Origin of the sequence: Paractinoplanes brasiliensis, from assembly GCF_004362215.1 — a bacterium.
Lineage (GTDB): Bacteria > Actinomycetota > Actinomycetes > Mycobacteriales > Micromonosporaceae > Actinoplanes > Actinoplanes brasiliensis.
Window position 1 is genome coordinate 6,255,659 of sequence record NZ_SNWR01000001.1, and the last position, 26,987, is coordinate 6,282,645.

The 26,987-nt window shown below is 70.7% G+C and carries 30 protein-coding genes; 15 read left to right on the forward strand and 15 right to left on the reverse strand.

Going from position 1 to position 26,987, the window contains the following annotated elements:
* The first annotated feature begins 182 nt into the window (after positions 1 to 182).
* From C8E87_RS28425 to C8E87_RS28450, 6 genes are all read left to right on the forward strand, one after another.
* Complete coding sequence (locus tag C8E87_RS28425) at positions 183 to 1,589, forward strand: MFS transporter (RefSeq protein ID WP_166661265.1); 1,407 nt, start codon at positions 183 to 185, stop codon at positions 1,587 to 1,589.
* A complete protein-coding gene (locus C8E87_RS28430) occupies positions 1,586 to 2,035 on the forward strand; it encodes a universal stress protein (RefSeq protein ID WP_133875916.1) in 450 nt (149 codons plus the stop codon). Before C8E87_RS28425 ends, C8E87_RS28430 begins: the two co-directional genes overlap by 4 nt.
* A gap of 157 nt (positions 2,036 to 2,192) precedes the next feature.
* Entirely contained in the window at positions 2,193 to 2,702 is a 510-nt protein-coding gene (locus C8E87_RS28435; RefSeq protein WP_133875917.1) for a GyrI-like domain-containing protein, read from the forward strand.
* Positions 2,703 to 2,756: 54 nt separating this feature from the next.
* Complete coding sequence (locus C8E87_RS28440) at positions 2,757 to 3,254, forward strand: pyridoxamine 5'-phosphate oxidase family protein (RefSeq protein WP_133875918.1); 498 nt, start codon at positions 2,757 to 2,759, stop codon at positions 3,252 to 3,254.
* 537 nt (positions 3,255 to 3,791) lie between these two features.
* Positions 3,792 to 4,067: a DUF1876 domain-containing protein gene (locus C8E87_RS28445; protein WP_133875919.1), complete on the forward strand. Its 276-nt coding sequence runs from the start codon at positions 3,792 to 3,794 to the stop codon at positions 4,065 to 4,067.
* A gap of 209 nt (positions 4,068 to 4,276) precedes the next feature.
* Positions 4,277 to 4,927 carry a hypothetical protein gene (locus tag C8E87_RS28450; RefSeq protein WP_133875920.1) on the forward strand — a complete coding sequence of 217 codons (651 nt, stop codon included), beginning with the start codon at positions 4,277 to 4,279 and terminating at the stop codon, positions 4,925 to 4,927.
* A gap of 121 nt (positions 4,928 to 5,048) precedes the next feature.
* On the opposite strand, the gene C8E87_RS28455 is transcribed toward C8E87_RS28450, so the two are convergent.
* The 3 genes from C8E87_RS28455 to C8E87_RS44655 all read right to left on the reverse strand — a co-directional run bounded on the left by C8E87_RS28455 (position 5,049) and on the right by C8E87_RS44655 (position 6,993).
* On the reverse strand, positions 5,049 to 5,312 hold the full coding sequence (locus C8E87_RS28455) for a 2TM domain-containing protein (protein ID WP_133875921.1): 264 nt from the start codon (positions 5,310 to 5,312) through the stop codon (positions 5,049 to 5,051).
* Between the two features lie 100 nt (positions 5,313 to 5,412).
* Complete coding sequence (locus tag C8E87_RS28460) at positions 5,413 to 5,883, reverse strand: universal stress protein (protein WP_133875922.1); 471 nt, start codon at positions 5,881 to 5,883, stop codon at positions 5,413 to 5,415.
* A 414-nt stretch (positions 5,884 to 6,297) separates the two neighbouring features.
* On the reverse strand, positions 6,298 to 6,993 hold the full coding sequence (locus tag C8E87_RS44655) for a phosphoribosyltransferase (protein ID WP_239080328.1): 696 nt from the start codon (positions 6,991 to 6,993) through the stop codon (positions 6,298 to 6,300).
* Positions 6,994 to 7,431: 438 nt separating this feature from the next.
* Between C8E87_RS44655 and C8E87_RS28475 the strand changes: the two genes are divergently transcribed.
* Entirely contained in the window at positions 7,432 to 7,863 is a 432-nt protein-coding gene (locus tag C8E87_RS28475) for a hypothetical protein (RefSeq protein WP_166661266.1), read from the forward strand.
* Between the two features lie 44 nt (positions 7,864 to 7,907).
* On the opposite strand, the gene C8E87_RS28480 is transcribed toward C8E87_RS28475, so the two are convergent.
* A complete protein-coding gene (locus C8E87_RS28480) occupies positions 7,908 to 8,645 on the reverse strand; it encodes an ATP-binding protein (RefSeq protein WP_133875923.1) in 738 nt (245 codons plus the stop codon).
* A 217-nt stretch (positions 8,646 to 8,862) separates the two neighbouring features.
* On the opposite strand from C8E87_RS28480, the gene C8E87_RS28485 reads away from it, so the two are divergent.
* From C8E87_RS28485 to C8E87_RS28500, 4 genes are all read left to right on the forward strand, one after another.
* Positions 8,863 to 9,804, forward strand: coding sequence for a sigma-70 family RNA polymerase sigma factor (locus C8E87_RS28485; protein WP_133875924.1), 942 nt, complete (start codon positions 8,863 to 8,865; stop codon positions 9,802 to 9,804).
* A complete protein-coding gene (eno, locus tag C8E87_RS28490) occupies positions 9,801 to 11,078 on the forward strand; it encodes a phosphopyruvate hydratase (RefSeq protein ID WP_133875925.1) in 1,278 nt (425 codons plus the stop codon). Before C8E87_RS28485 ends, eno begins: the two co-directional genes overlap by 4 nt.
* A 157-nt stretch (positions 11,079 to 11,235) precedes the next feature.
* Entirely contained in the window at positions 11,236 to 11,625 is a 390-nt protein-coding gene (gene trxA / locus C8E87_RS28495) for a thioredoxin (protein WP_133875926.1), read from the forward strand.
* Positions 11,626 to 11,690: 65 nt separating this feature from the next.
* Positions 11,691 to 12,137 (forward strand): methyltransferase family protein, encoded by a 447-nt coding sequence (locus C8E87_RS28500; RefSeq protein WP_166661267.1) that lies wholly within the window; start codon positions 11,691 to 11,693, stop codon positions 12,135 to 12,137.
* A 6-nt stretch (positions 12,138 to 12,143) separates the two neighbouring features.
* On the opposite strand, the gene C8E87_RS28505 is transcribed toward C8E87_RS28500, so the two are convergent.
* The 8 genes from C8E87_RS28505 to C8E87_RS43880 form a co-directional block, all read right to left on the reverse strand.
* On the reverse strand, positions 12,144 to 12,971 hold the full coding sequence (locus tag C8E87_RS28505) for a sulfite exporter TauE/SafE family protein (RefSeq protein ID WP_133875928.1): 828 nt from the start codon (positions 12,969 to 12,971) through the stop codon (positions 12,144 to 12,146).
* Complete coding sequence (locus C8E87_RS28510) at positions 12,968 to 14,026, reverse strand: SLAC1 anion channel family protein (RefSeq protein ID WP_133875929.1); 1,059 nt, start codon at positions 14,024 to 14,026, stop codon at positions 12,968 to 12,970. Before C8E87_RS28510 ends, C8E87_RS28505 begins: the two co-directional genes overlap by 4 nt.
* 75 nt (positions 14,027 to 14,101) lie before the next feature.
* Complete coding sequence (locus C8E87_RS28515) at positions 14,102 to 15,301, reverse strand: NAD(P)/FAD-dependent oxidoreductase (RefSeq protein WP_133875930.1); 1,200 nt, start codon at positions 15,299 to 15,301, stop codon at positions 14,102 to 14,104.
* Positions 15,298 to 15,972 carry a peroxiredoxin gene (locus tag C8E87_RS28520; protein WP_203720718.1) on the reverse strand — a complete coding sequence of 225 codons (675 nt, stop codon included), beginning with the start codon at positions 15,970 to 15,972 and terminating at the stop codon, positions 15,298 to 15,300. Before C8E87_RS28520 ends, C8E87_RS28515 begins: the two co-directional genes overlap by 4 nt.
* Before the next feature lie 25 nt (positions 15,973 to 15,997).
* On the reverse strand, positions 15,998 to 17,383 hold the full coding sequence (locus C8E87_RS44660; RefSeq protein WP_203720741.1) for an MBL fold metallo-hydrolase: 1,386 nt from the start codon (positions 17,381 to 17,383) through the stop codon (positions 15,998 to 16,000).
* A 134-nt stretch (positions 17,384 to 17,517) separates the two neighbouring features.
* Complete coding sequence (locus C8E87_RS28530; protein WP_133875933.1) at positions 17,518 to 18,414, reverse strand: universal stress protein; 897 nt, start codon at positions 18,412 to 18,414, stop codon at positions 17,518 to 17,520.
* Positions 18,415 to 18,716: 302 nt separating this feature from the next.
* On the reverse strand, positions 18,717 to 19,919 hold the full coding sequence (locus C8E87_RS28535) for an NAD(P)/FAD-dependent oxidoreductase (RefSeq protein ID WP_133875934.1): 1,203 nt from the start codon (positions 19,917 to 19,919) through the stop codon (positions 18,717 to 18,719).
* 106 nt (positions 19,920 to 20,025) lie between these two features.
* Positions 20,026 to 20,187, reverse strand: a complete 162-nt coding sequence (locus C8E87_RS43880) for a DUF8730 family Cys-rich protein (protein ID WP_166661268.1) — start codon at positions 20,185 to 20,187, stop codon at positions 20,026 to 20,028.
* Between the two features lie 218 nt (positions 20,188 to 20,405).
* On the opposite strand from C8E87_RS43880, the gene C8E87_RS28540 reads away from it, so the two are divergent.
* The 4 genes from C8E87_RS28540 to C8E87_RS28555 are packed head-to-tail and all read left to right on the forward strand — an operon-like array spanning position 20,406 to position 25,502.
* A complete protein-coding gene (locus tag C8E87_RS28540) occupies positions 20,406 to 21,089 on the forward strand; it encodes a response regulator transcription factor (protein ID WP_203720717.1) in 684 nt (227 codons plus the stop codon).
* On the forward strand, positions 21,086 to 22,432 hold the full coding sequence (locus C8E87_RS28545) for a sensor histidine kinase (RefSeq protein WP_133875936.1): 1,347 nt from the start codon (positions 21,086 to 21,088) through the stop codon (positions 22,430 to 22,432). The genes C8E87_RS28540 and C8E87_RS28545 overlap by 4 nt, the downstream gene beginning before the upstream one ends.
* Before the next feature lie 56 nt (positions 22,433 to 22,488).
* Complete coding sequence (locus C8E87_RS28550; RefSeq protein ID WP_166661269.1) at positions 22,489 to 23,316, forward strand: LmeA family phospholipid-binding protein; 828 nt, start codon at positions 22,489 to 22,491, stop codon at positions 23,314 to 23,316.
* Entirely contained in the window at positions 23,313 to 25,502 is a 2,190-nt protein-coding gene (locus tag C8E87_RS28555) for an MMPL family transporter (protein ID WP_133875938.1), read from the forward strand. The genes C8E87_RS28550 and C8E87_RS28555 overlap by 4 nt, the downstream gene beginning before the upstream one ends.
* A 197-nt stretch (positions 25,503 to 25,699) precedes the next feature.
* Here the strand turns inward: C8E87_RS28555 and crcB are convergent, their stop codons facing one another.
* The 3 genes from crcB to C8E87_RS28570 are packed head-to-tail and all read right to left on the reverse strand — an operon-like array spanning position 25,700 to position 26,885.
* Positions 25,700 to 26,059 carry a fluoride efflux transporter CrcB gene (crcB, locus tag C8E87_RS28560; protein ID WP_133875939.1) on the reverse strand — a complete coding sequence of 120 codons (360 nt, stop codon included), beginning with the start codon at positions 26,057 to 26,059 and terminating at the stop codon, positions 25,700 to 25,702.
* A complete protein-coding gene (locus C8E87_RS28565; RefSeq protein WP_239080346.1) occupies positions 26,056 to 26,397 on the reverse strand; it encodes a DUF190 domain-containing protein in 342 nt (113 codons plus the stop codon). Before C8E87_RS28565 ends, crcB begins: the two co-directional genes overlap by 4 nt.
* A complete protein-coding gene (locus C8E87_RS28570; RefSeq protein ID WP_239080327.1) occupies positions 26,397 to 26,885 on the reverse strand; it encodes a fluoride efflux transporter FluC in 489 nt (162 codons plus the stop codon). The genes C8E87_RS28565 and C8E87_RS28570 overlap by 1 nt, the downstream gene beginning before the upstream one ends.
* Positions 26,886 to 26,987: the final 102 nt, after the last annotated feature.

Here is a 26,987-nt window from a genome sequence, read left to right on the forward strand (position 1 = left end):
GTGCCGCTGAGGACCTCATCGTTACCTCGCAGGTCGGCCGGCGCAGCGTCACGCCCCGTGAACCGGTCCGGGGGCGATACAGGCCGCCCGGCACGCGTCCGGCCTTGCTCCGCGCTGTGGGGCCTGCCGGCGACGGTCCAATGGCCCTGACGCGAACGGTCGCCGCGTCTGATGGTGGGGACATGGCCACGGGGCAGCACCCGAACTCCTCCGCGCTGGCGGAAGTCATCCGGCTGCGCCCGTTCCGGCGCCTGTGGCTCGTCTTCGGGTTGTCGTCGCTGGGGGACTGGCTGGGCTTGCTGGGCACCTCGTTGTTCGCCTCGGCTCAGATGAGCTCGCCGGCAGGTCAGGGCGCTGCCTTCGGCGCGATCATCGCCGTCCAGCTGCTGCCGTCGCTCGTGCTCGGGCCGGTCGCCGGCCTGCTGGCCGACCGCTTCGACCGGCGGCGCACGATGGTGGTTGTCGACGTGGCCCGTTTCCTGCTGTTCGCCTCCATCCCCACGGTGGCCCTGCTCTCGGACAGTGACGCCCTGGTCGTCGGATGGGCGGGTATCGCCTCCTTCGCCGCTCAAGCCGGCGCGATGGTGTGGAACCCGGCCAAGGAGGCGGCGGTGCCCAACCTGATCCCACGCCACCGGCTCGAGATCGCGAACCAGTTGACCATCATCACGACGTACGGGATCACTCCTGTGCTGGCGGCCCTGTTCTTCGCGGCGGTCGCGAGGCTCCCGAGTCTCGGCAGCACCGATGCGGCCGCCTTCGCGCTCTTCTTCAACGCTTTGACCTTCCTCGCGTCGGCCGTCGTCGTCTACTTCGGTGTGCCGGAAATCTCCGGAAGGCCCTCCGCCGCCACAGCGCCCGCCGAAACATCCCGTGAAGCGCTGCGGACCGGATGGCTCTACTTGACGGGAACCCCCCTGCTGCGCGGGCTGACCATCGGGTTGCTGGGAGCCTTCGCCGGCGCGGGCATCGTGGTTGGCGGCGCACGCTTCTACAGCCGGTCGCTCGGCGGCGGCGATGCCACCTTCGCGCTGCTGTTCGCCGGATTGTTCATCGGGTTCGGTCTGGGCGTGCTCGCCGGGCCGCGGCTCGCCGGGCAGGTGCCGCGGCGCGTGGTCTTCGGCCTGTCCGTGCAACTGGCCGGCCTGGCGGTCGTCCTGCTGTCCGTCACCGCGCGTCCGGCGGTGGCGTTCGCCGAAGTCGTGGTCGTCGGGTTCGGCGCCGGGCTGGCCTTCCTCTGCGGGATCACCCTCATCGGTGGTGAGGTCGACGACGCCGTACGGGGAAGGGTCTTCGCGTTCGTCCAGACCGCCGCCAGGGCCATGTTGCTGCTCGCCGTGGCCGCGGCCGGCGCCCTGGCCGGAGCCGGATCACCGCATCGGGCAGTCCTGGGCCCGTGGTCGGTCTCGCTGGCCGACAGCCGCCTGCTGTACGCGGTCGCCGGTCTCAGCGGCATCGTGGTCGGGCTGGTCGCGCTGCGGCAGATGGCCGGTGAGGACCTCGTGTCGCTGGGCCGTGCGGGGTGGCGTGCGCTCGCCCGGAGGCCGAAGGGCCACCGCAACCAATCGCCTGACAGGAGTGCGAGATGACACACAACGATTCCGATATCCGAGACGTCGACATCGTGGTGGGTGTCGACGGATCGCCGGCCTGCCTGGCCGCTTTGCGGTGGGCGCTGGCACAGGCCCGTGCAACGGGAAAGCGGCTGCACGCCGTGTGCGTCTGGGAACTGCCCCCCTCCTACGGCTGGACCCCGGTTCCCCCGTCGGAGAACATCGCCGTGGCGGCGGGCAAGATGCTCAGCGAATCGGTGCGTCAGGCGCTGGGCCCCGGATCCTTCGACGTGGACGTGCTCGAGAGCGTGGTGTGCGGGCATCCCGCCCAAGTGCTGATCGACGCGTCGGCTCACGCCGCCCTTCTGGTGGTCGGGTCACGCGGGCATGGTGGCTTCGCCGGGGCGCTGCTGGGTTCGGTCAGCCAGCACTGCGTGCAGCATGCGCACTGCCCCGTGGTCGTCGTGCGAAGTGATCGCTGACGCGCTGGTTGCCGCCGCGGGGGACGCGGGCGGGAAGGCGGCGCTGTGGTCTCGGCTGCCGGCGGCGGGGCGCCGACTTCGGGACTTCCGGCCCTGTTGCGCGGACCCGTGCGACCTCACGGTGGGACGAAAGGGCAGATGCCGAGAGGAGGTCGCAATGGCGAACCTCGACCTGGCCGATCCGCTCCGCGAGACTGCGCTGCGCGACGCGGAGGTTGTCACCTGCTCGCGCGCGCGGATAGCCGGTTTCCAAGCGGTGGTACGCGTCCCCGAGCTGCGGCACTGGACCCAGAACGTGTTGCCGGACGCGGCCGCGGCCCTTCGCCGCCGCGGCGCACGGCCAGTCGGACCACCGATCGTGGTCCTGCGTCCGCGTTCTGACGGAGCCATCGAGGTCACGGCGGGCTATCAGATCGATTCCGCGTCCCCCGCCGATGGGCTGGGCTGCGAGATGCTGCCGGCCGGACCCGCCGCGCGCGCTGTTCACGCCGGTCCCCACGAGTCGTTGCTGTCGGCCTACGACAGGGTGCTGGAACGGCTGACCGTGCGTCTGCGGGGAACAGTTCCGGTCATGTGGGAGGAATATCTGGTCGGGCCCGAGCTGACGGACTCGCCGGCCGCATGGCGTACGGCGGTGATCTGCCCGCTGAACGACGTGGCGGCATGACCCGGGTTGGCTGGGAGTGCCGGAGCACAAGGAGGACGAGGGAAGGGAGCCGTCATGTCGACCTCGATCCGAGACACCGGACGCGCCGTCGCGCTGACCACCGAGGATGTGTGGTCCGCTGTGCGACGGGCATCGTTCGCGGTGCTCAGCCATGTCACGCCCGCTGGGGCGCCACGGTCCAGCGGTGTGGTCTACGCCGTCGAGGACCGGCGGTTGTTCGTGGCTGTGGGCAAAGACAGCTGGAAGGCGCGGCACATGGCCGTCGACGGTCTCGTCGCGGTGACCGTCCCGATCCGGCGGGGTGGCCCGCTGTCTCTCATCTTCCCCATCCCGCCCGCGACGGTGAGCTTTCCCGGGGTCGCGGTGGTGCATCCCGGCGATCATTTGGCGGGCATGCCGAACCTGTCACGGCTGGTGCCGCCGCAACGGCGAGCCGATTGCTCGATTCTCGAGATCCGGCCCACCGGCCACTTCGTCACGTACGGGTTGGGGGTGCCTCTGCGGGTCATGCGCGACCCGGTTCGCGCCCGTGGCCGTGTCGCGACAGGCTGATCGGGCGCGGAGCAACGGGCGGCAGGCACGCCGCCCGTTGCTCCAGCGGAACAGCTGTCACGCCGCGACGGCGATGCCGATGCGGCGGATGTCGCCCGGGTGAGTGCACTCGAGCACGATCCGGTTGCCGGGCTGAGCGCGCATGACGGTTCGGTCGGGAGCCCATCGGATGCGCTCGGTGGGTGCGGCCGGCGCTTCCGTCTTGGCGACGGTGGGTCTCGCGGCTCGTCGGCCGCCTCGTTCCGCTCGGTCGTCCCGTCCGGCGCTTCCGGTGGGCTCACCGCCAAGCATCGTCCTGTGGCCGCACCGTCGTCAGGGCCATAGGTCCTGATGACGTGGCGGGCGCCGGCCGCGGATGCGTTCCGGTGCGTTGCGGCCGGTCGGGACCATCGGCGCCGGCGGGCTCCGGTCACCGGCCTGCCCGTGGCGTGGATGGCGCCCAGGGGTAACGAACCCGGTCGCCGGGACCTTCGGCTCTGGCTTGTGGGAGGCGTGTGGGCTGCGATGGGGGTATCGACATCGGAGGAGGGAGCAGTCATGGTGCACACCCGGAACTGGACGATCGAGGTGAGCATCACCGAGAACGAGGATGAGCGCCGGACCCGTGCCGTGGCCGTGTTGCGTACCGGTGTGCGGTCGCCGTTGCGTGGTGAGGGTGAGGCGCGTCGGCGTCCGGCCGACGTGGAGGTTCCGGAGATCGGCGACGAGCTGGCCACCGCTCGTGCTCTGGCTGATTTGGCCTACCAGTTGCTCGACGTGACCGCGGGTGACATCGAGCAGTTCACGCACCGTCCGGCCCACCTGTCGTCCTGAGGCCGGCCATGACGCCGGCCCCGTCCCAGCGACCGATGCCGCTGGCGGCGCGGGCCGGCGTACCCGGCAGCGGGCACAGGCCGCGGCCCGTGCCTATGGCGAGGAACGTTTCCGCCGCGATCCATTGTGGAACCGGACTTGAGGTCCTCGCGGAGGAGACCCCACGCAGAAGCCCCTCGAAGGGGAGACCGATCGCTCGGAGGTCAGTGATGACGACACGCCAGCTGGACAACGCGCCAGGGCCGCCGAGGCGACTGCGGGGCAGGCCGCTGTTCAGACGGTGGCTGCTGACCGTCACGGCAGGGGAGTTCGCCGGCTTCGCCGTTCCGGCAGTCGTCGGCGCGCTCACCGCCCAGGCGCCGGTCCTGCTCGGCCTGGCCGCGATCCTGGTCGCCGGCGCCGTGGAGGGCACGATGCTGGGACTGGCCCAGGCCATGGTGCTCAGGCAGGTGTCGTCGCGCCTGCCCGCGAGGCGGTGGGTGGCGGCGACCGCCGCCGGCGCCGCGCTGGCGTACCTGATCGGGATGTCGCCCTCCGCGCTGGCCGATCAATGGAGTGAGCTTCCGCCGGCCGTTCTTGTCGTCGCCGGATCGGTGCTCGGCATGGCTCTGCTCGCGACGATCGGGACGGCCCAATGGCTTGTCCTGCGGTCGGTGCGGCCTCGATCGGGAAGCTGGATCGTGACCACGGCGGTGGCGTGGCTTGTCGGCCTCGGAGTCTTTCTTGGCTTCGCGACGCCTCTGTGGCGGCCCGGTCAGCCGCTCGCCCTGACGATCGCGATCGGGGCCGCCGGCGGCCTGCTGATGGCGGCGGTGACGTCGGCGATCACCGGCCTTGCCGTCCGGCGGCTGTTCGGCTGAGCGACAGGCTGGCCGCTGCTCTGCCGGCCACTGCCGAAGGACCTGAGCTTCGGCGCTGGACTACCCTTGCTTCCCAGGCGTGGCCCGGAGGACTCCTCCAGGCCACGGCTGTTCCGCCTGTTCAACGCCGGCTCAGTCTCTCCATCTCGGTGTGGATGGCCTCTTCCGACGGGTCGGAGCTGACGTAGACGTCCCACACGTGGAACGCGATCCCGATACCCCAGCCAAGCAGCGGGAACATGGGCCAGTAGAACCCGCCAGGGGTGGTCAGCAGCCAGATCCCGTTGAGGAAAAGGTTGACCAGGACGTACGAGAGCAAGTGGGCCTGCAGATCTCTCTTCTTGCGCAGGCGAGTGATCGCGGCCGCCCGTAGGTCGTTGCTCATGGCCGGCCTCCTTTCAGAACCGAGTCTTTGCCGATGCGCTGGCGGACCCGGCCGGGGATGAGGTGACCGGAGCCGCTGTTCTGGTGCCGTGATCAGGTGCTCAACCGCGGGTCTGGAGGGACTCCGGCACCGGCGCTGCTGTCTGCATGGGGATCACCACGACCGGGCACACCGCGCGGCGGATGGTTTTGTCGCTGACCGATCCGAGCACGGTGTGCCGGATGCCGCTGTGTCCGTGACTGCCCAGCACGAGCAGATCAGCGGCCCGGCTGCAGGCTCCGAGCACCTCGGACGGGCTGCCTTCGATCACCTCGGCGGCGACCGGCACGTGTGATCCGTGGCTCGCGAGCAGGGCCTTGATCTCGTTGTCGAGCAACCGGGTGGCGCGTTCCTTGGCCTCTTCCGGGTTTGTCGCGGTGACCGGGCCGAACTCGAGGCCGTCCCACGACCACGCGATGACGGCCTGGACCGCGCTACCGCGGGCATCGGCCTCCCGCAGCGCCCACTCCAACGCCCGGCGACCGCCCTCGGAGCCGTCGACGCCCGCCACGATCAGGTGCTGAGTGCTCATTCCCTTCACCTCCACGAGGAAGTTCCTGTCGTGAGAGTCTCTCTCCCGGACGGCCGGCCATGTCAGGGCTGAAAGTCCCGCACCGGGCGCGTTCGTCACCTTCGGAGCGGCGACGGCCGGCGTCCCACGATCCAGTACCGGCCGCCCGTGTCCCGGCGGGCGAGGTCGCCGGTGAGATACCAGCCGTCGGCGAAACGGCCGGCGGTACGTCCCGGGTCGTGCATTGTCGTGCACGGCAAGCCCCCACCGGGTGTGAGAAACAACCGGCTGCCGGCCGGGCCGCCGAATCGAGCGTGCCGGGTTCCTCGAACAGGTGCGTGGCGCCCGGCACGACCTCGATACGATGTGGGCAGTTCAGCCGTGCCGCCGCGTTCCGGTTCAGGGCGAGCACCGTACGATCGAGACCTCCGACGATCAGCAATGTCGGGGCCCGGACCTCGCCGAGCCGGTCGCCGGCCAGATCCGGCCGCCCTCGACGGCGCCGTCCGGCACCTCGACCTCGCGATCAACGGCCAGGCGGCGGCGCAAGGTGCGGTCGGCCGCATGGTTCATCAGCACCAGCACCTCGTGGTCGGTGGTCGGCCGGAAGTCCTTGTAGTACTGGCCCACCGCGCCGAAGCCGGCAGGACGCTCGAGACAGATGACCTCGTCCGCCACGTCGGCCAGACCCGTTACCGCGTCCGGCGACCCGACGGGAGAGGCCAGGACGACGCGCGCGGCGCCCAGGGCGCGTGCCACCCGGCACGCCGCTCGTGCGGTGGAGCCGGTGGCGATGCCGTCGTCGACCACGATCGCCGTACGCCCGGCCAGGCGCACAGGCGCGCGATCGCCACGCAATGCCTGCAGCCGCCGCTGCACCTCGACCCGCGCATGCGCCTGTGCGGCGCCGAGTTCGTCCGGTTTCACCCCGGTGCGACGGACTACGCCACGGTTGACCACCGAGGTGCCGGCCTCACCGACCGCTCCCATGGCCAGTTCCGGTTGCCAGGGGACGCCGACCTTGCGCACGATGATCACATCGAGGGGCGCATGCAGCTTCGCCGCCACCTCGGCGGCGACGGGCACGCCGCCCCGCGGCAGCCCGAGCACCACTGTGTCATGATCCGGCAAGCAAGCCAGTCGCTCCGCCAAGCGGCGGCCGGCGTCGACCCGGTCGCGAAAAATCATGGTAAACCCCCTTTTTCAGCCGTTCCGTGGTTTGGCCCCGTTCAGCCCGGATGGCCGAACGTCTCCCGGACGGACCATGTTTTTGAACCGGCGGTATGCGGCATCGAGCCCGCGCAGGGCAGCTGTGAGCAGCCGGGCGGCGAACTCCGCGCCGAACAGGGGTCTCCGGCAGATCCGCCATCAGCGGATGGGGCGCGGGACGGTCGGACACCGTCAACGTCCAGGTCATTGCCGTCTCCCCGGTGCGAACTCCTGCTGCCCAGAGTGGACGTGACGACGGCCGGACCACAGGGCCGAAGGCCCTCAAGAGCGGGTCGTGCGCCCGCTGCCAGGCGACGCGCCGCTGCCTAACGTGGGAGGGAAGTCCAGGGGGAGGTAACGATGTCCGTCAACACCTCGGCTCCGAGAACGACCACTGCGCGTACGGGATATGCCGTCGCCGCCGCCGTGAACGCTGTGCTGCTCTACCTGATCAACGGGCGTCCTGGCTGGGAGGTGGTTCCTTTCCTGACCGCTGACATGGACGACGTCCTGACGCTGATAAATGTGTCCCTGGTGGCCGGGCTTGTCGTCAACCTGATCTTCCTGGCGTGGCCCGAGCCGTGGCTGGTGTCCGCCGGTGGCCTGGTCACCGTCGGGATCGGACTCGCCGTGCTGTTCCGCCTGTGGCAGGTTTTCCCGTTCGACCTGGCCTCGGGCTGGACGGTGACGGTTCGGGTGGTCCTGATGGTTGCCATCGTCGGTACCGTCATTGCCGTCCCCGTCCAAATCGTGTCGCTGGTCCGTGCAGTCCGGAGCCGGCCGCGGATGTAGTGCGTCACGGAGGCGAGCGGCCAGTGACGGGCCAGGCGCGGTCGTCATCCACCGGTGCGCATCAACGCCCAGACGATCTTCCCACCGGGAACCCGGGTGGCGCCCCAATGGGTGCTGGAGGCGTCGACGATCAGAAGCCCTCGGCCCGAGCCGGGCGGCACGATCATGCCGGTCGGCGGATTGTGGTCGATGGTGTGCGGCAGGACCCGGCTGCCGTCCTGCACGGCTATCCGCAGGTAACAGCGGGTGTGCGCGACCATCACCTCGAAATCGGTGGCGGCGTGCTGGATGGCGTTGGCGGCCAGTTCGGAGGTGATCAGCCGGGCTCTGTCCCGCAGGGCGGTCAGGTTCCAAGCCAAGCAGGCCTCACCGGTCAGGGCGCGGGCTGCTGCCGCGCTTGCCGGTACGGGTGCCAGGTGCTGCCGCCGCCAGCGTGGCACGTAGGCGCGCACCGCCGTCATCGCCTGCCAGCGATCGTCGTAGAGGGCCACGAACATCCGGTAGGCGCTGAGCTCGCGCCGGATGCACGGCTCGGCCGCATACAGCAGCACAGGCACACCCCACGTCTGCTGCGCGGCATGGCTGGCCACGGGCAATACCAGCACTTCCCCCGGTTCGGACTGCGAGAGCCCGGAGAGATCGACGACAACGGCCGCCGGGCACTCCGCGGCCGCCTTCCCGATCGCGGAACGAATCGTTGTCTTCGTTGCTTTCGTCAGTGCACCCGAGACCATGACGGTGGTGATGCCGCTTTCCAGGTCTCGTTGCGTCGTGGTCCTCATCGCCAGGCCCTCCAGGAGCCGCAATGGGCGAAGTAGCTGCCTTCTGGCAGGACGGCTCCGTCCGCTTCACCGACGGCTCCACTCTTGCGCGGCGCGGCGAAGAACACAATGGTGAGTGCGAGGCAACAGGCTGCAGGATGACCGAGGCGAGCAGGCGCGCCCGCACGTCGAAGGGCTTTCGCCCCTGTCGCCGCAGGTCGCGCCGCGTTGTCCTGAGATGGTGGATCGAACACAGGCAGCCACCCTCGGCGACTCGCGTCATCGTGGTCGCGGACCGGCCGCCGTCGCGCGCACCTTCGAACCGATCGACGAGGATCGGGTGGAGGCGTTGCTGCGTGAACTCGACGGGCTCCGGCCCGGCAGCGTCCGCCACCAGCTCGTCCGCGAGAGGATCATCGACCTCGCGCTGCCTCTCGCGTTCCGTCTGGCCACGCGTTACCGGCATCGGGGTGAAATGGACGAGGATCTTCGGCAGGTGGCCGCCATCGGCCTGGTCAGCGCGGTCGACAGATATCGTCCCGGCGCCGGGCGTGGATTTCTGGCCTACGCCGTGCCGACCGTGGTGGGCTCTCTGCGCCATCACCTTCGTGATCACGTGTGGAGTATGCGGCCGCCTCGAGGCATTCTCGAGCTCCGGCGCTGTGTGACGACGGCGGAGGACGAGTTGACACAGCGCCTGCACCGGGAGCCGGCCGACGCCGAGCTCGCAGCACAGCTGGGTCTTCGGACCGTCGACGTGCTCGCGGTGCGGCAGTCGGCACGGTCCGGTCACTTCACCTCGACGGAGTCCTTGGCTCCGGACAACCCACGGCTCGCGGATCCCTGGGACGGCTTCGAGGCCGCCGACAACGCGCTCATCCTGCGAGCCGCGCTGGACCGGCTGCCCGCCAGGCTCCGCGAGATCGTCCGTTTGCGGTTCTGGGAGGGGCGGACGCAGTCCGAGATCGGCGCAGCCCTCGGACTCTCGCAGATGCACGTCTCCCGCCTGCTGGCCCAGGCCCTGCGCCTGCTGCACGACGGGCTGACCTCGCCGACGAACGCCGGAGGGAACCCGGCTCGGCCTGGTCAGACAGGACCTTCGGCCCGTGCCGCTCGGCCGGGACGCTGCCACAGTCGCGGAAGAGATAGCCCGCAGTTCGCGCAGGAGGTCCTGTCATGACGCTGACCATCGCCGGCCTGAAGGCCGCGGAAGTGCTCGATTCCCGGGGACGGCCCACCCTGGCGGTGACGCTGCGCCTGCCTGACGGACGCCAGGTGCGGGCCGGGGTGCCGTCCGGGGCGTCCACCGGCAGCCGTGAGGCGGTCGAGCTGCGAGACGGCGATCCGCACCGTTACGGGGGCAAGGGCGTCCTGCGGGCTGTCGCGAACGTGAACGAGGAGATCGAGAATCTTGTCGCCGGACGCCGGTTCGTGGACCTGGCGGCCGTGGACAGGGCCCTGATCCAGGCCGACGGCACCGCAACCAAGGCGCGGCTGGGTGCGAACGCCATCGTCGGCGTGTCGATGGCCGCCGCCCGCGCGTTCGCCGTGCTCGCCGACGAGCCGCTGTGGCGTTATCTGACCCCGGCCGGGGTTCTGCCACGGCTGCCAGTTCCGCACTTCAACGTCGTCAACGGCGGCATGCACGCGCCGAACCGGCTCGACTTCCAGGAGTTCATGATCGCCCCGCGTGGGGCGCCCAGCCTCGCCGAGGCGGTCCGGGCCGGCGCCGAGGTGTACGCCGCCCTGCGCGGTCAGCTGTCCGGCAAGGGATTCGCCACCGGGCTGGGTGACGAGGGCGGTTTCGCGCCTGAGATCGAGGCTCCGGAGGACGTGCTGAGCATGCTGGTCGAGGCGATCACCGACGCCGGCTACGAGCCGGGACCGCATGGCGTGGCCATCGCGCTCGACCCGGCGGCGAGCGAGTTCTACCGCGACGGTCGCTACCACGTCGCGGGGGAGCGGCTGACCACCGACGACATGATCGCCCGTTACGAGGCGATGGTGGAGCGCTTCCCGGTGTGGAGCATCGAGGACGGCCTGGCCGAGAGCGACTGGGACGGCTGGGTCCGGCTCACCGAGCGGCTCCAGGGCCGGGTGCAGCTCGTCGGGGACGACCTGCTGGTCACCAACCCGGACATCGTCGCGGACGCCATCGCCCGCAAGGCCGGCAACGCCGCCCTGATCAAGGTGAACCAGGTCGGCACGGTGACCGAGACGCTGGAGACGATGCGACGGTGCCGTGCGGCCGGCTGGGCGCAGATGGTCTCGCACCGGTCCGGCGAGACCGAGGACGCCTTCATCGCGGACCTCGCCGTCGGCTCCGGCTGCGGCCAGCTCAAGACCGGCGCTCCGGCCCGCGGTGAGCGGGTCGCCAAGTACAACCGGCTGATCGAGATCGAAGCCGCCGGCAACCTGCCGTACGGGCCACGCCGAGCAGGAGGGGATCTGTGACCTCCGACGGTGGCTTCACCGCCTGAGCCTGTCCCGGCCGAAGGCGCGTTGGGCCGTTGGACCCATCCCGCACACATACCCCCCAGGGTATGCTGGAGCAGTGAAGGAAGGCGATACAAATCTGGTGCCGGGTCCGACCGGCAGGAAAGGAAACGCCGTGAGCACGACAGCCCTGACGATGGAGACGTTCGAGCAGACCATTTCCGGCGACGGCATCGTGCTGGTCGACTGGTGGGCGTCCTGGTGTGGCCCGTGCCGGCGCTTCGCCCCGGTCTTCGAGCAGGCCGGCCGGAAGCACGACGACATCGTCTTCGCCAAGGTCGACACCGAGGCCGAACAACGTCTGGCCGCTGCTGCCCGGATCTCCTCGATCCCGACGCTGATGGCCTTCCGCGACGGCATCCTGGTCTTCTCCCAGCCCGGCGCGCTGCCCTCAGCAGCCCTGGAGGAGCTGATCACCGCCGTTCGCGGACTCGACATGGATGAGGTCCGCAGCAAGGTCGCACAGCAGAAGACCAGCGGCGCATCCGCCAAGGCGTCCACCTGAGCAGTCCTTGCCCCGATGGCGCGAGCATGTACAGACGCGGCGAACGCGCAATTGCCTGGTCGCTGGTGACGCTGCAAATGCTGCTGCTGGCCGGGCTGCTCGGACTGCCCGGAGGCCGTGTGTGGTCCGCGCCGGGATGGCTGATCGCCGTCTCGGCGGGGGCCATCGCCGTGGCCGCGGTTGTCGCCGTGGCCGGTGCTCTGCGGCTCGGCTCCGGCCTGACGGCCTCGCCGCTGCCCTCGCCCGGCGCCCAGTTGCGGACGGCCGGGGTGTATGCGTGCGTCCGTCACCCGATCTACAGCGCGCTGCTGCTCGGCGGGGCCGCAGTGGTGGTGCTGAGCGGCCGTGCGTCGCGGGTGTGGGTCTGGCTGGCGTTGCTGGGCTTGCTGTGGCTGAAGACGCGGCTGGAGGAACGGGAACTCACCGCGCGCTTCCCCGGCTACCGCACCTACGCCGCCGCCACCCCGCGACTGGTCCCCAACCCGCTGCGCTGCTGGAAGCGACCTGCCTGACGTGTGTCAGGAAACGCTGACGGTTCGTACGATCGTGTAGGCGGCGACGAGCAGGATCAGTACGGCGAAGGCCCGGGTGGCGATCTTCTCGGGTACATGGGCGGCGGCCTTCTTGCCGGCCGAGCCGGCCGCCATCGCGGCCAGCGCGAACGGCACGGTGGTCGCCCAGTCGACGTGCTCGTAGCCGCTGCGGGCCGCCAGCGAGGCGAGCGAGTTGATCGCGATGATGACCAAGGAGGTGCCGACCGCCGCGGGCATCGGCAGGTCGAGGACCAGCACGAGCGCGGGCACGATGACGAAGCCGCCGCCCACGCCGAGAAATCCGGTCAGGAAGCCGACCACCAGCCCGGCGGCGACGATCTTCACGGTGGTCCGGGTTCGGGTCCCTTCCGCGTCGTGGGTCTGCTCGACGGTGCCGGCCGACCGGCCGGTGACCGGTCGGGTGGTGGCCGGCGGCGGCTGAGCGCGTTCGCCGCGGCGGGGCTGCACGAGCATGCCGGCCGCGGTGACCACCATGAGCCCGGCGAACCCCAGAAGCAGGATGCGCGGCGGTACGTGCCGGTTGGCGAACGACCCGGCCACGGCGGCGGCGATGCCGGTGACGCCGAAGGTGAGGCCGGTACGCCAGCGTACGTTCCCGGCTCGGGCGTGCCCGGCGGCACCGGCGATCGCGGTGGCCCCGACGATGATCAGGCTGCTGGTGGTGGCATTCTGCGGGCTCTGTCCGAGCAGGTAGACCAGCGCCGGCACGGTGAGGATGGCGCCGCCACCGCCGAGTCCGCCGAGGATGACGCCGATGACCAGGCCGAGCCCGGCCGCGGCGAACAGTGTCATGGCTGTGCCCCGGCTTCGGCGCGAGGCGGGGAAGGAGAAGACGGCTCCCGGCGGCACAGTTCCCGACGGTGGATGGCGACCACGGTGCGGACCGACAGCGCAGCCACCAACAGGCTGACCACCGCCAGGGTCAGGACGGCGGCGGTCCTGTATCCAGCGGCGCCGGGCCGTGACGCGCCTGCGAAGGCGCCGGCGAGCGCGGCGAGCGGGAACGTGTACGCCCAGGCGGACAGGGTGAACGGCAGTCTGCGCAGGGCGCCGGCCTGCACGAGCAGGAGGAGGGCCTGGAAGGTTGCCAGGTGCAGCAGGATCCGGGCCGCCGGATCGGTGACCGTCCCGCCGAGTCGGAGCCAGGCCAGCTGGGCGACGGCCGGCGGAGCAACCAGGATCGCCAGCGTCGGTGCCAGCCGTGGCGGTAACGGGCCATTCACGAAGAGCCGGTTGAGCACGATCGGCAACAGCGCGATCCAGTAGCCCAGGCCGATGGCGAAGAAGAACCAGGAGATCTCGGCGGGAGCGTGCGTGGTCCCGGCAAGCGGGACGACCAGGTTGCCGACGACCGGGATGAACCAGGCCGGATGCACGTGACCGGGTTCGAAGCGGGAGTCGGCAATCCACACCCGGAGCACGTCCAGCGTCAGGACCAGCTGGACGGCGGCTCCGGCCCACCACAGCACCGCCGACAGCGACCGCGACGTGCTGAGCAGCGCTGCGGCCAGGATCAGCAGGGACACCGGGACGGTGGCGGCGAACGCGAGCATTACCGGGTGCCGCCATTCCCGGCGCACCGCCACCGGGTATCGGATCGCCTTTGTGCCGTAGGCGACGCCGACGACCGCGAAGACCGTCAGCGACGTCCAGGCGAGGACCTCTCCGGGAAGGGGGGACAGGTCGAGGGCGGCCGCCGTGCGTTGCCACGCCAGCGCGGTGCCACCGATACCCATCACGGTGGCGAAGACGCTCACCGGCAGATGGGCGAGACCGTGAGAACTCGCGGGGATCGGGGGCAGCGCTTCCATGGCTGGGGTCGCCGGGTTGGTGAGGTGAAAGGTCATGGCTCCTCGATCAGCATCGGCGGAGGAGAGGACTGGCGCCGCGCCGGGCCGGCCCGGCGCGGCGCGGCGTTCCGGTCAAGCGCGGCCGCGAAGCATGCCGCGCCAGTAGAGCTGCGGGAGCCCGTACCGTTTGAGCAGGTACATGTCGTAGCGGGGCCGCATGGTGTCGAGGAACGGGAAGCTGGGCCGCGGCGTAAGGGTGTAGTCGAACTCGGCGAGCAGCATCCGGTTGTGGGCGGTCACCACCGGGCACGAGGTGTAGCCGTCGTAGCGGGCCTCGCCGAGCGTCCCGCGCCGGGCCGCCAGGACATTGGTGGTGACGACCGGCGCCTGTTTGCGGATGGCGGCCCCGGTTTTGGAGGTGGGCAGGTTGGCCGCGTCGCCGAGGGCGAAGACGTCGGGCCAGTCCGGGTGGCGCAGTGTGTGTTTGTCGACTTTGAGGTAGCCGTACGGGCTCTCAGGGTCGGCGAGCGCGCTGTCGCGGATCCAGTCGGGGGCGCTCTGCGGTGGCGCGGTGTGCAGGACCTGGAATTCGAGTTCTTCCTTGGTGCCGGTCGCGGTGTCGAGCAGGACGGCGCGCCGGTTCGGGCCGTCGACCTCGGCGAGTTCGGTGTTGTGGCGTACTTCGATGCCGTATCCGGCGGCGATCTTCTTGAGGACCTCACCCCAGTCGGGCTGGCTGAACATGGCGGCGGTGGGCAAAACCATGATCAGGCGCATCCGGTCGAGCAGCCCGTGGCGGCGCCAGTGGTCGGCGGCGAGGTAGGCGATCTTCTGCGGGGCGCCCGCGCACTTGATCGGGCCCGGCGGGGTCACGAAGACAGCGGTTCCGGGCTCGGCCCCACTGATGAAGTCCCAGGTGCGCGGGGCGAGGTCGGGGCGGTAATTGCTGGCCACCCCGTCGCGGCCCACGGACTCGGCGAGGCCGGGGATCGCGTCGAAGTTGAGCTGGATCCCGGGGGCCAGGACCAGCTGCTGGTATCGGAGAACACTGTCGTCGGCCAGGGTGACTGTGTGCGCCTCGGGGTCGACGGCGGTGGCGCGGTGACGGATCCAGGTAACGCCCTTGGGCATGACGGCCGCTTCCGAGCGAGCCGTCGTGCCCATTGGGACCTGGCCGGCGCCGACCAGCGTCCACAGTGGCTGGTAGTAGTGCACGTCGGAGGGCTCGACGACCGCCACGTCGGCGACACCGGCGCGCCGCAGGCGGGCGGCGACGCTGATGCCGGCGGCGCCACCGCCGACGATGACAACCTCGTGCCGGCGGGCGCTCATCGATCGACTCCCCGGTCCGGACGCGTTGCCAGGTACCAGTCGGTGAGCTTGACGTCGTGGTCGGCGAGGCGGGCGTCCAGTTCGTCCTGGGTGGTGGGCGCGCCGAGCACGACGTCGTCGCCCGGCCGCCAGTTCGCCGGGCACGAGACGCCGTCACGGTCGGAGGTCTGCAGGGCATCGACCAGGCGCAGGACCTCGGGGATCATCCGTCCGGCGTTCATCGGGTAGTACAGCACTGCCCGGACGATCTGCTCCGGGTCGATGACGAACACCGCGCGTACGGCGGCGGTCTGTGAAGTGTTCGGGTGCAGCATGCCGTAGGCGCGGGCCACCTGCATGTCGAGGTCCGCGATGATCGGGAACGGGATACGGACGCCGAGCTTGTCGGCGATCGACCGGGTCCAGGCCAGGTGGCTGTGGACGGAGTCGATGGAGTTGCCGAGCAGGGCGGCATCGCGGGCGGCGAAGTCGGCGGCCAGTTCGGCGAAGGCGATGAACTCGGTGGTGCAGACCGGGGTGAAGTCGGCCGGGTGGCTGAACAGGATCAGCCACCGTCCCGCATAGTCGGTCAGGCGAACCCGGCCGTGCGTGCTGTCGGCGTCGAACGCCGGGGCGTGGTCGCCGATGCGGGGCAGGGCGGCCGGGGCTCCGGCGGAGAGGTTGTCGGTCATGGAAGTCGTGCTCCTTGCGGCGAGGTCAGGCGGTGGTGGGCTGGTGGGCGGCTTCCCAAGCCAGATAGCCACCGAGCAGGTCGGAGACGTCGGGGTGGCCGGCGCGGCGCAGCAGGCTGGCGGCGACCGACGAGCGGTAGCCACTGCGGCAGCAGACGACCACGGGCCGGTCGGTGGGGATCTCGGCCAGCCGGGCGGGTAGCTGGGCGAGCGGGATGCGCCGGGCGCCCTCGACGGCGCCGGCGGCGACCTCGCCGGGGTTGCGCACATCCAGGACGATCAGCGACCGTCGGGCGGCAAGCGCGGCGCTCAGTTCGGTGACGGTCAGCCGGCTGGCCCGGTCGATCAGGTCGGGCACGGTGAGGAAGGTGGCCTCGGGCTCGCGCAGGTAGCCGGCCACGTTGTCGAGGCCGATGCGGGCGAGCCGGGTGACGATCTCTTCCTCGCGGTCCTGGGCGGCGACGATGAGAATGCGGTCGCCGGGTTTGACGACGGTGCCGGCGGTCTCGGCGAAGCGCCCGTCGGCCGGGACGTTGAGCGAGCCGCGCAGGTGGCCGGCGGCGAAGTCGGGGGCGTCGCGGGTATCCAGGACGACGGCGCCGTTGGCCTGCTCGGCCCGGAACTCGTTGAGGGCCAGCGGGGTCGGCGGCTTCTCGAGGTCGAACAGCGGATGCTCGCGGCGGTTGAGAACCGCGTCGTGCACGAAGTAGCCGGGCGCGGCGGGTTGACCCTCGGTGACCAGGGCGAGGAACTGCTCGGCGCTCATCGGTGCGCAGGCGTAGTTGGTGGCCCGTTGCCGCCCGATGGTGGAGGCGCGCTCGGTGGACAGGTTCTTGCCGCAGGCGGATCCGGCGCCGTGGGCGGGGAAGACCCGGACGGTGTCGGGCAGGCTCATGAGTTTGTGCTGCACGCTGTCGTACAGCATGGTGCCGAGTTGCTCGGCGGTGTGGCCGAGCGAGGCGAGCAGGTCCGGACGGCCGACGTCGCCGATGAACAGGGCGTCGCCGGTCAGCACCGCGTACGGCACCTGGTCGCCGGCGTGCTCGTGGACCAGGATGCTGATCGATTCCGGGGTGTGGCCGGGGGTTTCCAGGACCTGCAACGTGACGTCGCCGAGGCTGATGCGTTCGCCGTCGGCCAGCTTGCGGATCGGGTAGTCGGCCTCGGCGCGCTGCCCGTACCCGATCCAAGCGCCGGTCTTGGCGGCCAGCTCGAGGTGCCCGGCGATGAAGTCGGCGTGGAAATGCGTGTTGATGACGGCCTCGATCGTCAGGCCGTGCGCTTCGGCGTCGGTCAGGTACTCGGCGACGTCCCGGCGCGGATCGACGACCACGGCCCGGCCGGTGGTCTCGTCGGCGATCAGATACGACGCTTGGGAAAGGCAGTCCAGGTAGTACTGGTTGAAGATCACGTTCTCCTCCACGAAAGTCGACCGGTCTTCAATATACCCCGGGGGGTATGTGATGAAGGCAGCTGAAGGTCCTTGACCGGTGGGACCAAAGTCCCGCCCTGGCCGAGGTGTCCCGGCCGCGAAGCAGTTGGATGTCAGCCGTGCCGACGGTTGTCGCGCACGACTGCGACCGGGCAGGCGCCGTGGTAGATCAGATACTGGCTCACCGATCCGAGCAGCAGGCCGACGAAGCCACCATGACCGCGGTCACCGACGACCATCAGCTGGGCCTGCCGTGACCAGGAAGTCAGCACCTGCCCGGTCGCGCCTCGCCCCAGCTCAGGCCGCACCGACAGGCCCGGGTGGCGGTCGCTGAGACCGTCCAGCGCCGCGGCCAGCTGCCGGCCCTCTTCGGCTTCGAGCAGGTCAAGGTCGTAAACCAGCGGTATCTCCGCCCCCGGAGCGGCCGGCGACGGCGTACGCCACACGTGCACGGCGACCAACTCGACGCTGCGGTGGTGTGCCTCTTCGGCCGCGAACTCGAGCGCACGAGCCGACCTCGGTGATCCATCGACCCCGACGACCACGGGACCGCCAGTTCTGGCGTGCCCCCGCACGACGATGACCGGGCAGCTGCCGTACGTAGCCAGCTGCGTCGCGACCGTGCCGGCCAGAATGCCGTCGAAACGTCCTCGGCCCCGGTCGCCTACGACGATGAGGCCAGCCCGGCGGCTGCGTTCGAGCAGGACGAACGCGGCAGGGCCGTCCGCCACCTCGGTGGTGACCGTGACACCCGGCGCCGCCTTCGCGGCGCGCACTCCGGCCTGCTCGACGACTGCGGCGGCCTCGGCCCGCAGCAGGGTGGCCGGCTCAGCGGCTCCCGGCGCCGCGGGCCGGGCCGCAACCAGCGCCGGCGGCCAGGCGAAGGCATGGACGATGTGCAGACGAAGACCGCGCAACTCGGCTTCGTGCGCGGCCAGGTCAACGGCGTCCAGGCTTGACGGTGAGCCGTCCACGCCGACAACCACCGGTGCGTCAGCGAATGTCGCCATCTCGACCTCCTCCCGTGGCGCGAGCCGGCCCGGACCCGGCGACCGTTCACGCCACCGCATGCTGAGTCCCGAAACAAGCATCACGCCGAGCGAGCGTGCTTCAGCAGGGCCTGAGGTCCCGATTGCTCAGGCACCCGCGGTCGCCGTCGGCGGTTCAGCCGGGGAACAGTGCGAACGCAAGATGTGGCCCGGTATTGATCGGCCCGCCGACGTCGGCCGCAACAAGGACCAGGCAGAGGCGCCAGCAGCCTCGACACGAGGTCCGCGCGCCGAGGCTGCTGGTGGCTGTGCCGCCGGAACGGTCAGGGCAAGCTGACGTGGCCGCCCTTCATCTTCCACAGGTAGTACTTCTCGAAGGCCAGCTTGAAGGCGTGGTTCTGCGGGCCGGGGATGAGCACGCCGTGTTTGCGGGGCGGGAGCATCTTGTCGGCCAGGATGAGCACGCCGTTGTTGCCGGCGTCCATGACGCACACGGCGGGGATGTCGCCGAAGCTCTTGTGGGCGCCCGGCTGCTCGCCGCGGATCTGAGCGGCGACGTTCTTCGCCGCGACGTGGGCCATCTGCTCGGTCGGCAGACCGGTTTTGGGCACGCCGACCGGGGTGGGCGTGGTCCAGGGCGCTTGCACGGCGGCGGCGAGCCCGACCGCGTAGATGTCGTCGTACCGTTTGCTCTGGTAGGTGTCGCGGACCTCGACGTAGCCACCGGTGTTCGTCAACCCGTCGGTGCGGCGCAGGAAGTCCTGGCCGGCGAACGGGGGCACGATCATCGCGAACGCGTACGGAATCTTGCTGCCGTCGGCGGTGACGACCGCGCCGTCCTCGACCGTGCTCATGGCCACATCGGTGCGGAAGTCGATGTTCTCCTTGCGCAGGAACATTCCCAGCAGCTGCTCGCCGTGCGGCAGGCCGCCGATGCCGAAGTGGCCCAGGAACGGCTCCGCGGTCACGTACGTGATCTTCGCCTGCCGCTTCAGCCCGGCCTTGCGTAGCTGGTAGGAGGTGTTGAACAGGAACTCGTACGCGGCGCCGAAGCAGCTGGCGCCCTGTGTCGCGCCGATGACGATGTCGCCCGGCGCCTGGCGGAACCGCTTCCACGCCTCGCCGGTGCGGACCGCCGCGTCGAGGGAGGTGATCCAGTTCGAGTTCTCCCGCAGCCCGTCGACCGCGTCCAGGTTCTCCCGGGTGCCGGTTGCGATGATCAGGTAGTCGTACGGGAAGACCTTGCCGGACGCGGTGCGCACGGTCTTCGCGGCCGGGTCGATCAGGTCGGCGGCGTCGCGGACGAATTCGACGCCGGCCGCCTCGAAGGTCGGTGCGACCGGGAAGGTGATGTTGTCCGGGGTGCGCTTGCCGAACGGCAGCCAGATCAGCGACGGGTTGAACAAGAACCGGTCGCGGTCGCTGAGAACCGTCACGTCGACGTCACCGTGCAGCTCGTGTTTCACCGCGATCGCCGCGGTCAGCCCGCCGAAATTTCCGCCGAGGACCAGCACTTTGGAACGCATTTCCGGCCTCCTTCGCCTCCGGCGTCAAAAATACCTAGGGGGGTATCGATGCTCGTAGGGGCGAAGGTCCCGCATCCTTCGAACTTCACCGGCCGGAGGCTGCGGGTCAGCGACCGAAAAGCCGGGCGAGGAACCCGGTCGACGGCTCTTTCTCGTGCCCGGCGCAGCGCTCGGCTTTGGCCACGCCCCGCATGACTTGATCCACGTGCTGACCGCACCCGGCCCAGGTGGTCTTGCCGCACTTGCGGCACGTGACCTGACGGCACATTTCCCTGTCTCCTCACCGTCGACGACTGCCTCATATACCCCCGTGGGTATGACGATAGCAGCTGAGGCCGGGCCGCCCGGACGCATTGCCCAGCTCGGTGTGGTGCCGGTGGACCCCAGGCGCAGGCCGCGGCCGTGGAAGTCGGTCGCCCCGTGCGGCGTGTTCGCCTGGTGCGGATTCTCATCCGACTCACATCCTGGCGTGTTGTGATGGTCGGGATGACCCGCATCCTCGTCGTCGACGATCAGCCCAACATCGTTGACATGCTCGCCACCGTGCTGCGCTTCCACGGCTTCGCGGTCGACACGGCCGGCACCGCCGCCGAGGCGCTGAAGCGGGCCGCCGAGCAGCGGCCCGATCTGGTGCTGCTCGACGTGATGCTGCCCGACGGCGACGGCCGGGACGTGTGCCGGCGGCTGCGTGGCGACGGCGTCACGGCCGGTGTGGTGTTCCTGACCGCCCGGGACGCGCGGGACGACCAGATCGCGGGGCTCACCTACGGCGGCGACGACTGGATCACCAAGCCGTTCGACGTCGACCTGCTGCTCGCCCGGGTGCGGGCGGTGCTGCGCCGCACCGGGGCCCCCGCCGTCGCGAACCGGGTCCTGCGCTACGCCGACGTGACGCTCGACCCTGACAACCTCGAGGTGCGCCGGGCGGGCGAGCCGGTGCAACTTTCCCCGACCGAGCTGAAGCTCCTGCGCTACTTCCTCGAGAACCCGGCGCGGGTGCTGTCCCGGCAGGAGCTGCTGCGGGCGGTGTGGGAGTACGACGTGGAGGCGGGCTCCAACGTCGTCGACACCTACGTCGGCTACCTGCGGCGCAAGCTCGACCGGCTCGGGCCGTCGCTGCTGGTCACGCACCGCGGCTTCGGTTACGCGCTGCGCGAGTCGAAGCCGTGACGCTGCGGCGCTCGCTGCTGATCGTCGTGGCCGGGCTGACCGTGGCGGCATTGCTGATCGTCACGGCCACCGCCGTGCTCGGCATGCGGCAGTATCTTCTGAACCGCACCGACGAGCAGCTGGCCGCGGCGGCCGTGCTGGCCCGATCCCGCACCGAGCTGCTGGTCGGCGACCCGGAAATGCGCGGCGAGGCGATCCGGCAGGTCGTCTCTGTCACCGACTACGTCGTCGAGATCCGCACCGCCGGCGCCGGCACCATCCGGGTGGTGTCGGGCGCGCCCCTGCCGGCGAGACCGCTGCTCGACCAGGCCTCGGCCGCGGGCGAGGAACCGCAGAACGTAGCCGGTTATCGCGCCGTCATCACCCACGACGGCGACTACACGGTGCTGGTCGCGCTGTCGTTGCAGCCGCTGCGCGATACGGTCCAACGGTTGCTCCTGGTCGCCGGGGTCACATCATTGATCGTGCTGGCGTTGCTGATGCTGATCGCCCGGCTGCTCATCGCCCGCCGCCTGCGCCCGCTCGACGCCATCACCGCCACCGCGACCGACATCGCCGGCGGTGACCTCGTCCGGCCGGTGCCGTCGCTGGCCGGCCCGCGCACCGAGGTCGGCCGGCTCACCTCGGCGATCAACAAGATGCTCGCGCAGATCCAGGAGGCGATCGGCGCCTGGCAACGCTCGGAGAGCCGGATGCGCTCCTTCGTCGCCGACGCCTCTCACGAGCTGCGTACCCCGGTCACCTCGATCCAGGGGTACGCGCAGCTCATCCGTACGGGGGTGGTCGACGTGCGGGAACGCCCGGACGTGCTGCGCCGGCTGGAGGAGGAGGCGACCCGGATGGGAACTCTGGTCAACGCGCTGCTCTACCTGGCTCAGCTCGACGCCTCCCCGGAGCTGCGGCGGGCGCCCGTCGACCTCGCCCGGCTGGCCCGGGACGCGGTGGCGGACGCGTCCGCCGTCGAACCGGACCGGCCGTTGTCGGCCGAGACCCCGGCGGAGTGCGTGGTCACCGGCGACGAGGATTCTCTGCGCCAGGTGCTCGCCAATCTGCTGGCCAACGTGCGCGCTCACACGCCACCGGGTGCTGCGGCGGTCGTCCGCGTCGGCCCCACCCCGGACGGACGTTTCGTGCGCGTCGAGGTCACCGACGAGGGGCCGGGCATGGACGCGAAGACGGCCCGGCACGCGTTCGAGCGTTTCTGGCGGGCCGACCGGGGGCGCACGGCCGGCGGCGGCGCTGGGCTCGGGCTGGCGATCGTCGCCGACGTGGTGGCGAGCCACGGCGGCAAGGCCGGCATCGACGGCTCGACCGTCTGGTTCACCCTGCCCCGCGATTCTTGACGAACTCTCATCGTCCTCGCATCCGACCGGCATCCCGGCCCGGTTCGCTTGACCGCGTGCCCAGAAAACAAGTGATCATCGGCGCGGTCGTGGCCGCCGTCCTCGCGCTTCCCGTCGCTGCCGATCGGATCGCCGCGTCCGTCGTCGAGCATCGGCTGGCGTCGCGGCTGCAGTGCGCGGCCGGCCTCGAGACCGCGCCCGACGTGCACCTCGGCGGCTTCCCGGCGCTCACCCAGCTCGCGAGCCAATCCCTCGACGAGATCCGCGTCCAAGCCCGGGACGTTGCCCTTTCCAAGATCACCGTAGGGCGCCTCGAAGCCGAGGCCGAGCACGTGAGCCTCACCGGCGGCAGCGTCGGCGCCGGCGCGGTCACGGTCGACGCGACGATCCCTTACAGCGAGCTGACGGGCCTCGGCACCAGCAGGACGAACGGTTCCGGCTCCGAGGACGGCGGTCAGAGTTCGGAGGGCGGCGCGGCCGGGACCAGGGGCGGTGGCAAGCGTGGGGGTCTCACCGCCGGCGACCTGCGGATCGTCGGGGCCGATGGCACGCAGCGGCTGGTCCTGCAGGCCGACGTGACGGTGCGGGGCCTCAAGCTGCCCGCGACCGTCTTCGCCGACGTCGCACTGGCCGGCGATCGGCTCACGGTCACCCCGGCCGAGGTCGAGCTGTCGTCGTTCGGTCTGCGCCTGCCCGCCTCACGCCTGCCCGCGGCCACGTCGCAGGCGCGCACCGTCGACCTTCCCGCGCTGCCGGGCGGCCTCACGTACCGGTCGGTGTCCCCGGCCGCCGACGGCCTGCGGGTCGTCGCCGGCGGCACCGATCTGCACCTCGAACCCAACGGCAAGACCAACAGGGACAAGACCTGCGGAGGTACGGCGTGAGCACCATCGAGGACGGCCCGCTGCACGCGGTGATGGGCCGGGTAGGGCGGTTCAGCACCCGCCGGCCTTGGCTGGTGGTGGTCGCATGGCTGCTTGTCGCCGTCGCGGTCGGCAGTCTCGTGCTGGCGTTCGGGCGGGTCACCGATGAGGACGCCTCGCTGCCCGGCTCGGACGCGCAGCGCGGCCGGGACCTGCTCGCATCGCACTTCACCGGCTCGCAGAACGCCACCGGCCAGGTGCTGTTCCGCTCGCAGGCCGCACCGCTGGACACCGCCGCCGTCGCCGCCACGTCGCAGCGGATCGCGGCCGTCGAGCACGTCGACGCGGTCGGCAAGCCGGTGCTCAGCACCGACGGCCGCACCGGCTATGTCGACGTGCAGTTCGACGTCGGCCCCCGCGACGTCACTCCGCAGCTGACCGGCGAGGTGATGGACGCCGCGGCCACCGCCGGCCTGGAGACCCTGCCCGCCGGCGCCCTGGCCCGGCCGGAGAACGACACCCGAAGCAGCGAGGCGTTCGGCCTCGTGGTGGCCCTCGTCGTGCTGGTGATCGCTTTCGGCGGCCTGCTCGCGGCCAGCCTGCCGCTGCTGACCGCGATCATCACGCTGGTCTGCGGCGTCGGCGCCATCGGCCTGGCCGGCCACCTCACCGGCATCCCGTCGGTCGCCACCACCCTGGGTACGATGATCGGACTCGGCGTCGGAATCGACTATGCCCTGTTCCTGATCACTCGCTACCGGGCCCTCCTCACCGCCGAAGATCAGTCGGCCCCGGCCGCCTCCGGGACGACCTTGTCCGGGCAGACCGCCGCGGGAGCTGACGCCGCGAAGGCCGATGCGTTGAGGGCGCGGCGGCGAGCGGCGATCGTGGCCGCGGTGGCCTCATCGGGCAGCGCGGTCGTCTTCGCGGGCGGCACCGTGATCGTGGCTCTCGGCGGGCTCGCCGTCGCCGGCGTGCCGATCCTCGCCACACTCGGGTGGACGGCCGGCCTTGTCGTGCTGGTCGCGGTCGCGTCGGCCACCACGCTGCTGCCGGCCCTGCTCACCCTGGCCGGCGGGCGGGTCTCGGCGCAACGCCGGCGGGACCGGCCGTCGTTCTGGGGGCGGCTCGCCGACCGGGTCACCCGGCGGCCCTGGCGCTACGCCGTGACCAGCGCGCTGCTGCTTCTTGCCCTGGCCGCGCCCGTGACGGCCATGACGCTCGGGCAGACCGACGCGGGTGACGACCCGGTGGGCACCGACACCCGGGCCGGCTACGACGCGATGGCGGCGGGATTCGGGCCGGGCGTGAACGGGCCGCTCACGGTGGTGGCGTCCCTCGGCACGCCGGCCGCCTCGGCCGCCGACGCTCGGCTCACCCAGCTGTCGGCGGAGGTGGCCGGCACGCCCGGGATCGCGTCGGTGCAGCCGGTGCGGCTCTCCCCGGACGGGACGGTCGCGTCGATCCGGGCTGTACCCACAACCGCGCCGAGCGATCCGGCTACCCGGCAGACGGCCGACCGGCTCGGCGACCTGCGCGTGGGCGAGACCTTCGTCGCGGTGACGGGGCAGACGGCCATCCGCGGCGAGCTGGCCGACCGGGTCGGCGCCCGGATGCCGTACGTCATCGGTCTGGTCGTTCTGCTCAGCGCCCTGCTGGTGTTCGCCGCCTTCCGCGCCCCCGTCGTGGCGGCGAAGGCCGCCCTCATGAACCTGCTGTCCGTGGGAGCCGCTTATGGGGTGCTGACCGCCGTGTTCCAGTGGGGATGGGGCGTCACCTGGATCGGGCTCGACGGGCCGGTACCGATCGAGGCCTACGTGCCGATGATGCTGTTCGCGCTGCTCTTCGGCCTGTCCATGGACTACGAGGTGTTCCTGCTGACTGCGGTGCGCGAGTCGTGGGTGGCGAACGGCGACAACGCCCGTTCGGTACGCGACGGGCTGGCCGGCACCGGAGTCGTGATCACCTCCGCCGCCCTGATCATGGTGTGTGTCTTCGCCAGCTTCGTGCTGAGCCCGACACCTGTGGTGAAGATGATCGGCCTCGGCCTGGCCGTCGCGATCGCGATCGATGCCACCGTTATCCGGGGTCTGCTGGTGCCGGCAACCATGGTTCTGCTCGGCAAGGCGAACTGGTGGACACCGCGGCGCCGCCGCCGGATCGCGGAGCCGGCGGAACCGGAGACGCTGGAGCCGTCCGCCCGGTAGGAGCCCGCGCGGAAGCGCCCCGCCTCCGTGACCGGGGGCCGGGCGCTCTCGTGCGGCTGCCGGCTGTTGAGCATCTTGTGCATATGTACCGCGTACAGGCGGCAATGATGTCCAGGCCGTCCGCACCCGCCCGGACGCCGCTACCGCGCGCTGACGCCGGGCACGAAGGTCGAGGTGGTCGTCGATGCAGGCGCCGCTCAGCCGAACGCCTGCGCCACCACCAGGCCCAGCGCCGCCGCACCGAACCCCGCCACCAGCGATGCCACCACGTTCACCATCGCGTAGAACAGGGCGCCGTCCTGCAGCAGCCGCAACGTCTCATAACTGAACGTTGAATACGTGGTCAGTGCCCCGCAGAAACCCGTGCCGACCAGCGCCGCCACCGCAGAGTCGGTCGGCAGGCCGGTCACGACACCGAGCAGCAGCGACCCGGCCACGTTGACGGTCAAGGTGCCCCACGGGAACACCGAGTCGTGCCGGGACTGAATCAGCCGGTCGGTCAGATACCGCAACGGTGCCCCGACGGCCGCGCCCACCGCCACCAGCAACCAGGTCACCGCGGCTCCCGGCCGACGTAGCGGACAACTTCGACGGGGTCGACGATCACCAGACCCTCGGCGATCAACTCGTCGAGCTCCGGCAGGAAATCGCGGACCTTCGCCGGCTCGTCGACGATGATCACCGCGACCGGCAGATCCTGCGACAACGACAACAGGCGTGTCGTGTGCACCCGGTTCGACGCCCCGAACCCCTCCACACCGCGCAGCACCGTCGCCCCGGCCAGCCCGCACCGGTGCGCCCGATGCACGATCTCGCTGTACAGCGGCTTGTGATGCCACGTGTCGGATTCGCCCACGAACACCGTCAACCGCAGCGCTGACCCCTGCAACCGCATCACCGCTCACCCACCCTCGCCGACCGCCACCGCACCAGACCGGACATCGTTACCGTGCCGGCCCACACCGCGAGCAACGCGCCGACGACAGTGACCGCCAGATACAGCAACCCCAGCTGCGGGACACCGGCCGCCACCGCCTTGTGCGCATCCACGACGTAGGTCGAGAACGTGGTGTAGCCGCCCAGCACCCCCACGCCGACGAACGGTCGCAGCAGCCGCCGGCCCGGCAGGACCTCGCTCACGATCACCATCAGCACACCGATCAGCAGGCACCCCGACACGTTGATCACGAACGTCGCCCACGGGAACCCGCCGGCCGGATGCGGCCACAGCAGACCAAGCCCGTACCGGGACCACGCACCGCACACACCACCAGCGGAAATCGACGCCAGCACCGGCCACGGACTCTGCCGAAGCTGGGTGCGCACGGCCGGAACATGCAGATCGACATCGGCGTCCATCGGAGCCGGCACACGCTCACTCACGAATCGATCCTCCTACCAGGGCGCACGCGGTGGTACTTCGATCCGCGGCCCCGGACCTGAGCACCGGACCAGCGGACACTGCTCGCTCTTCGTCCCCCTACG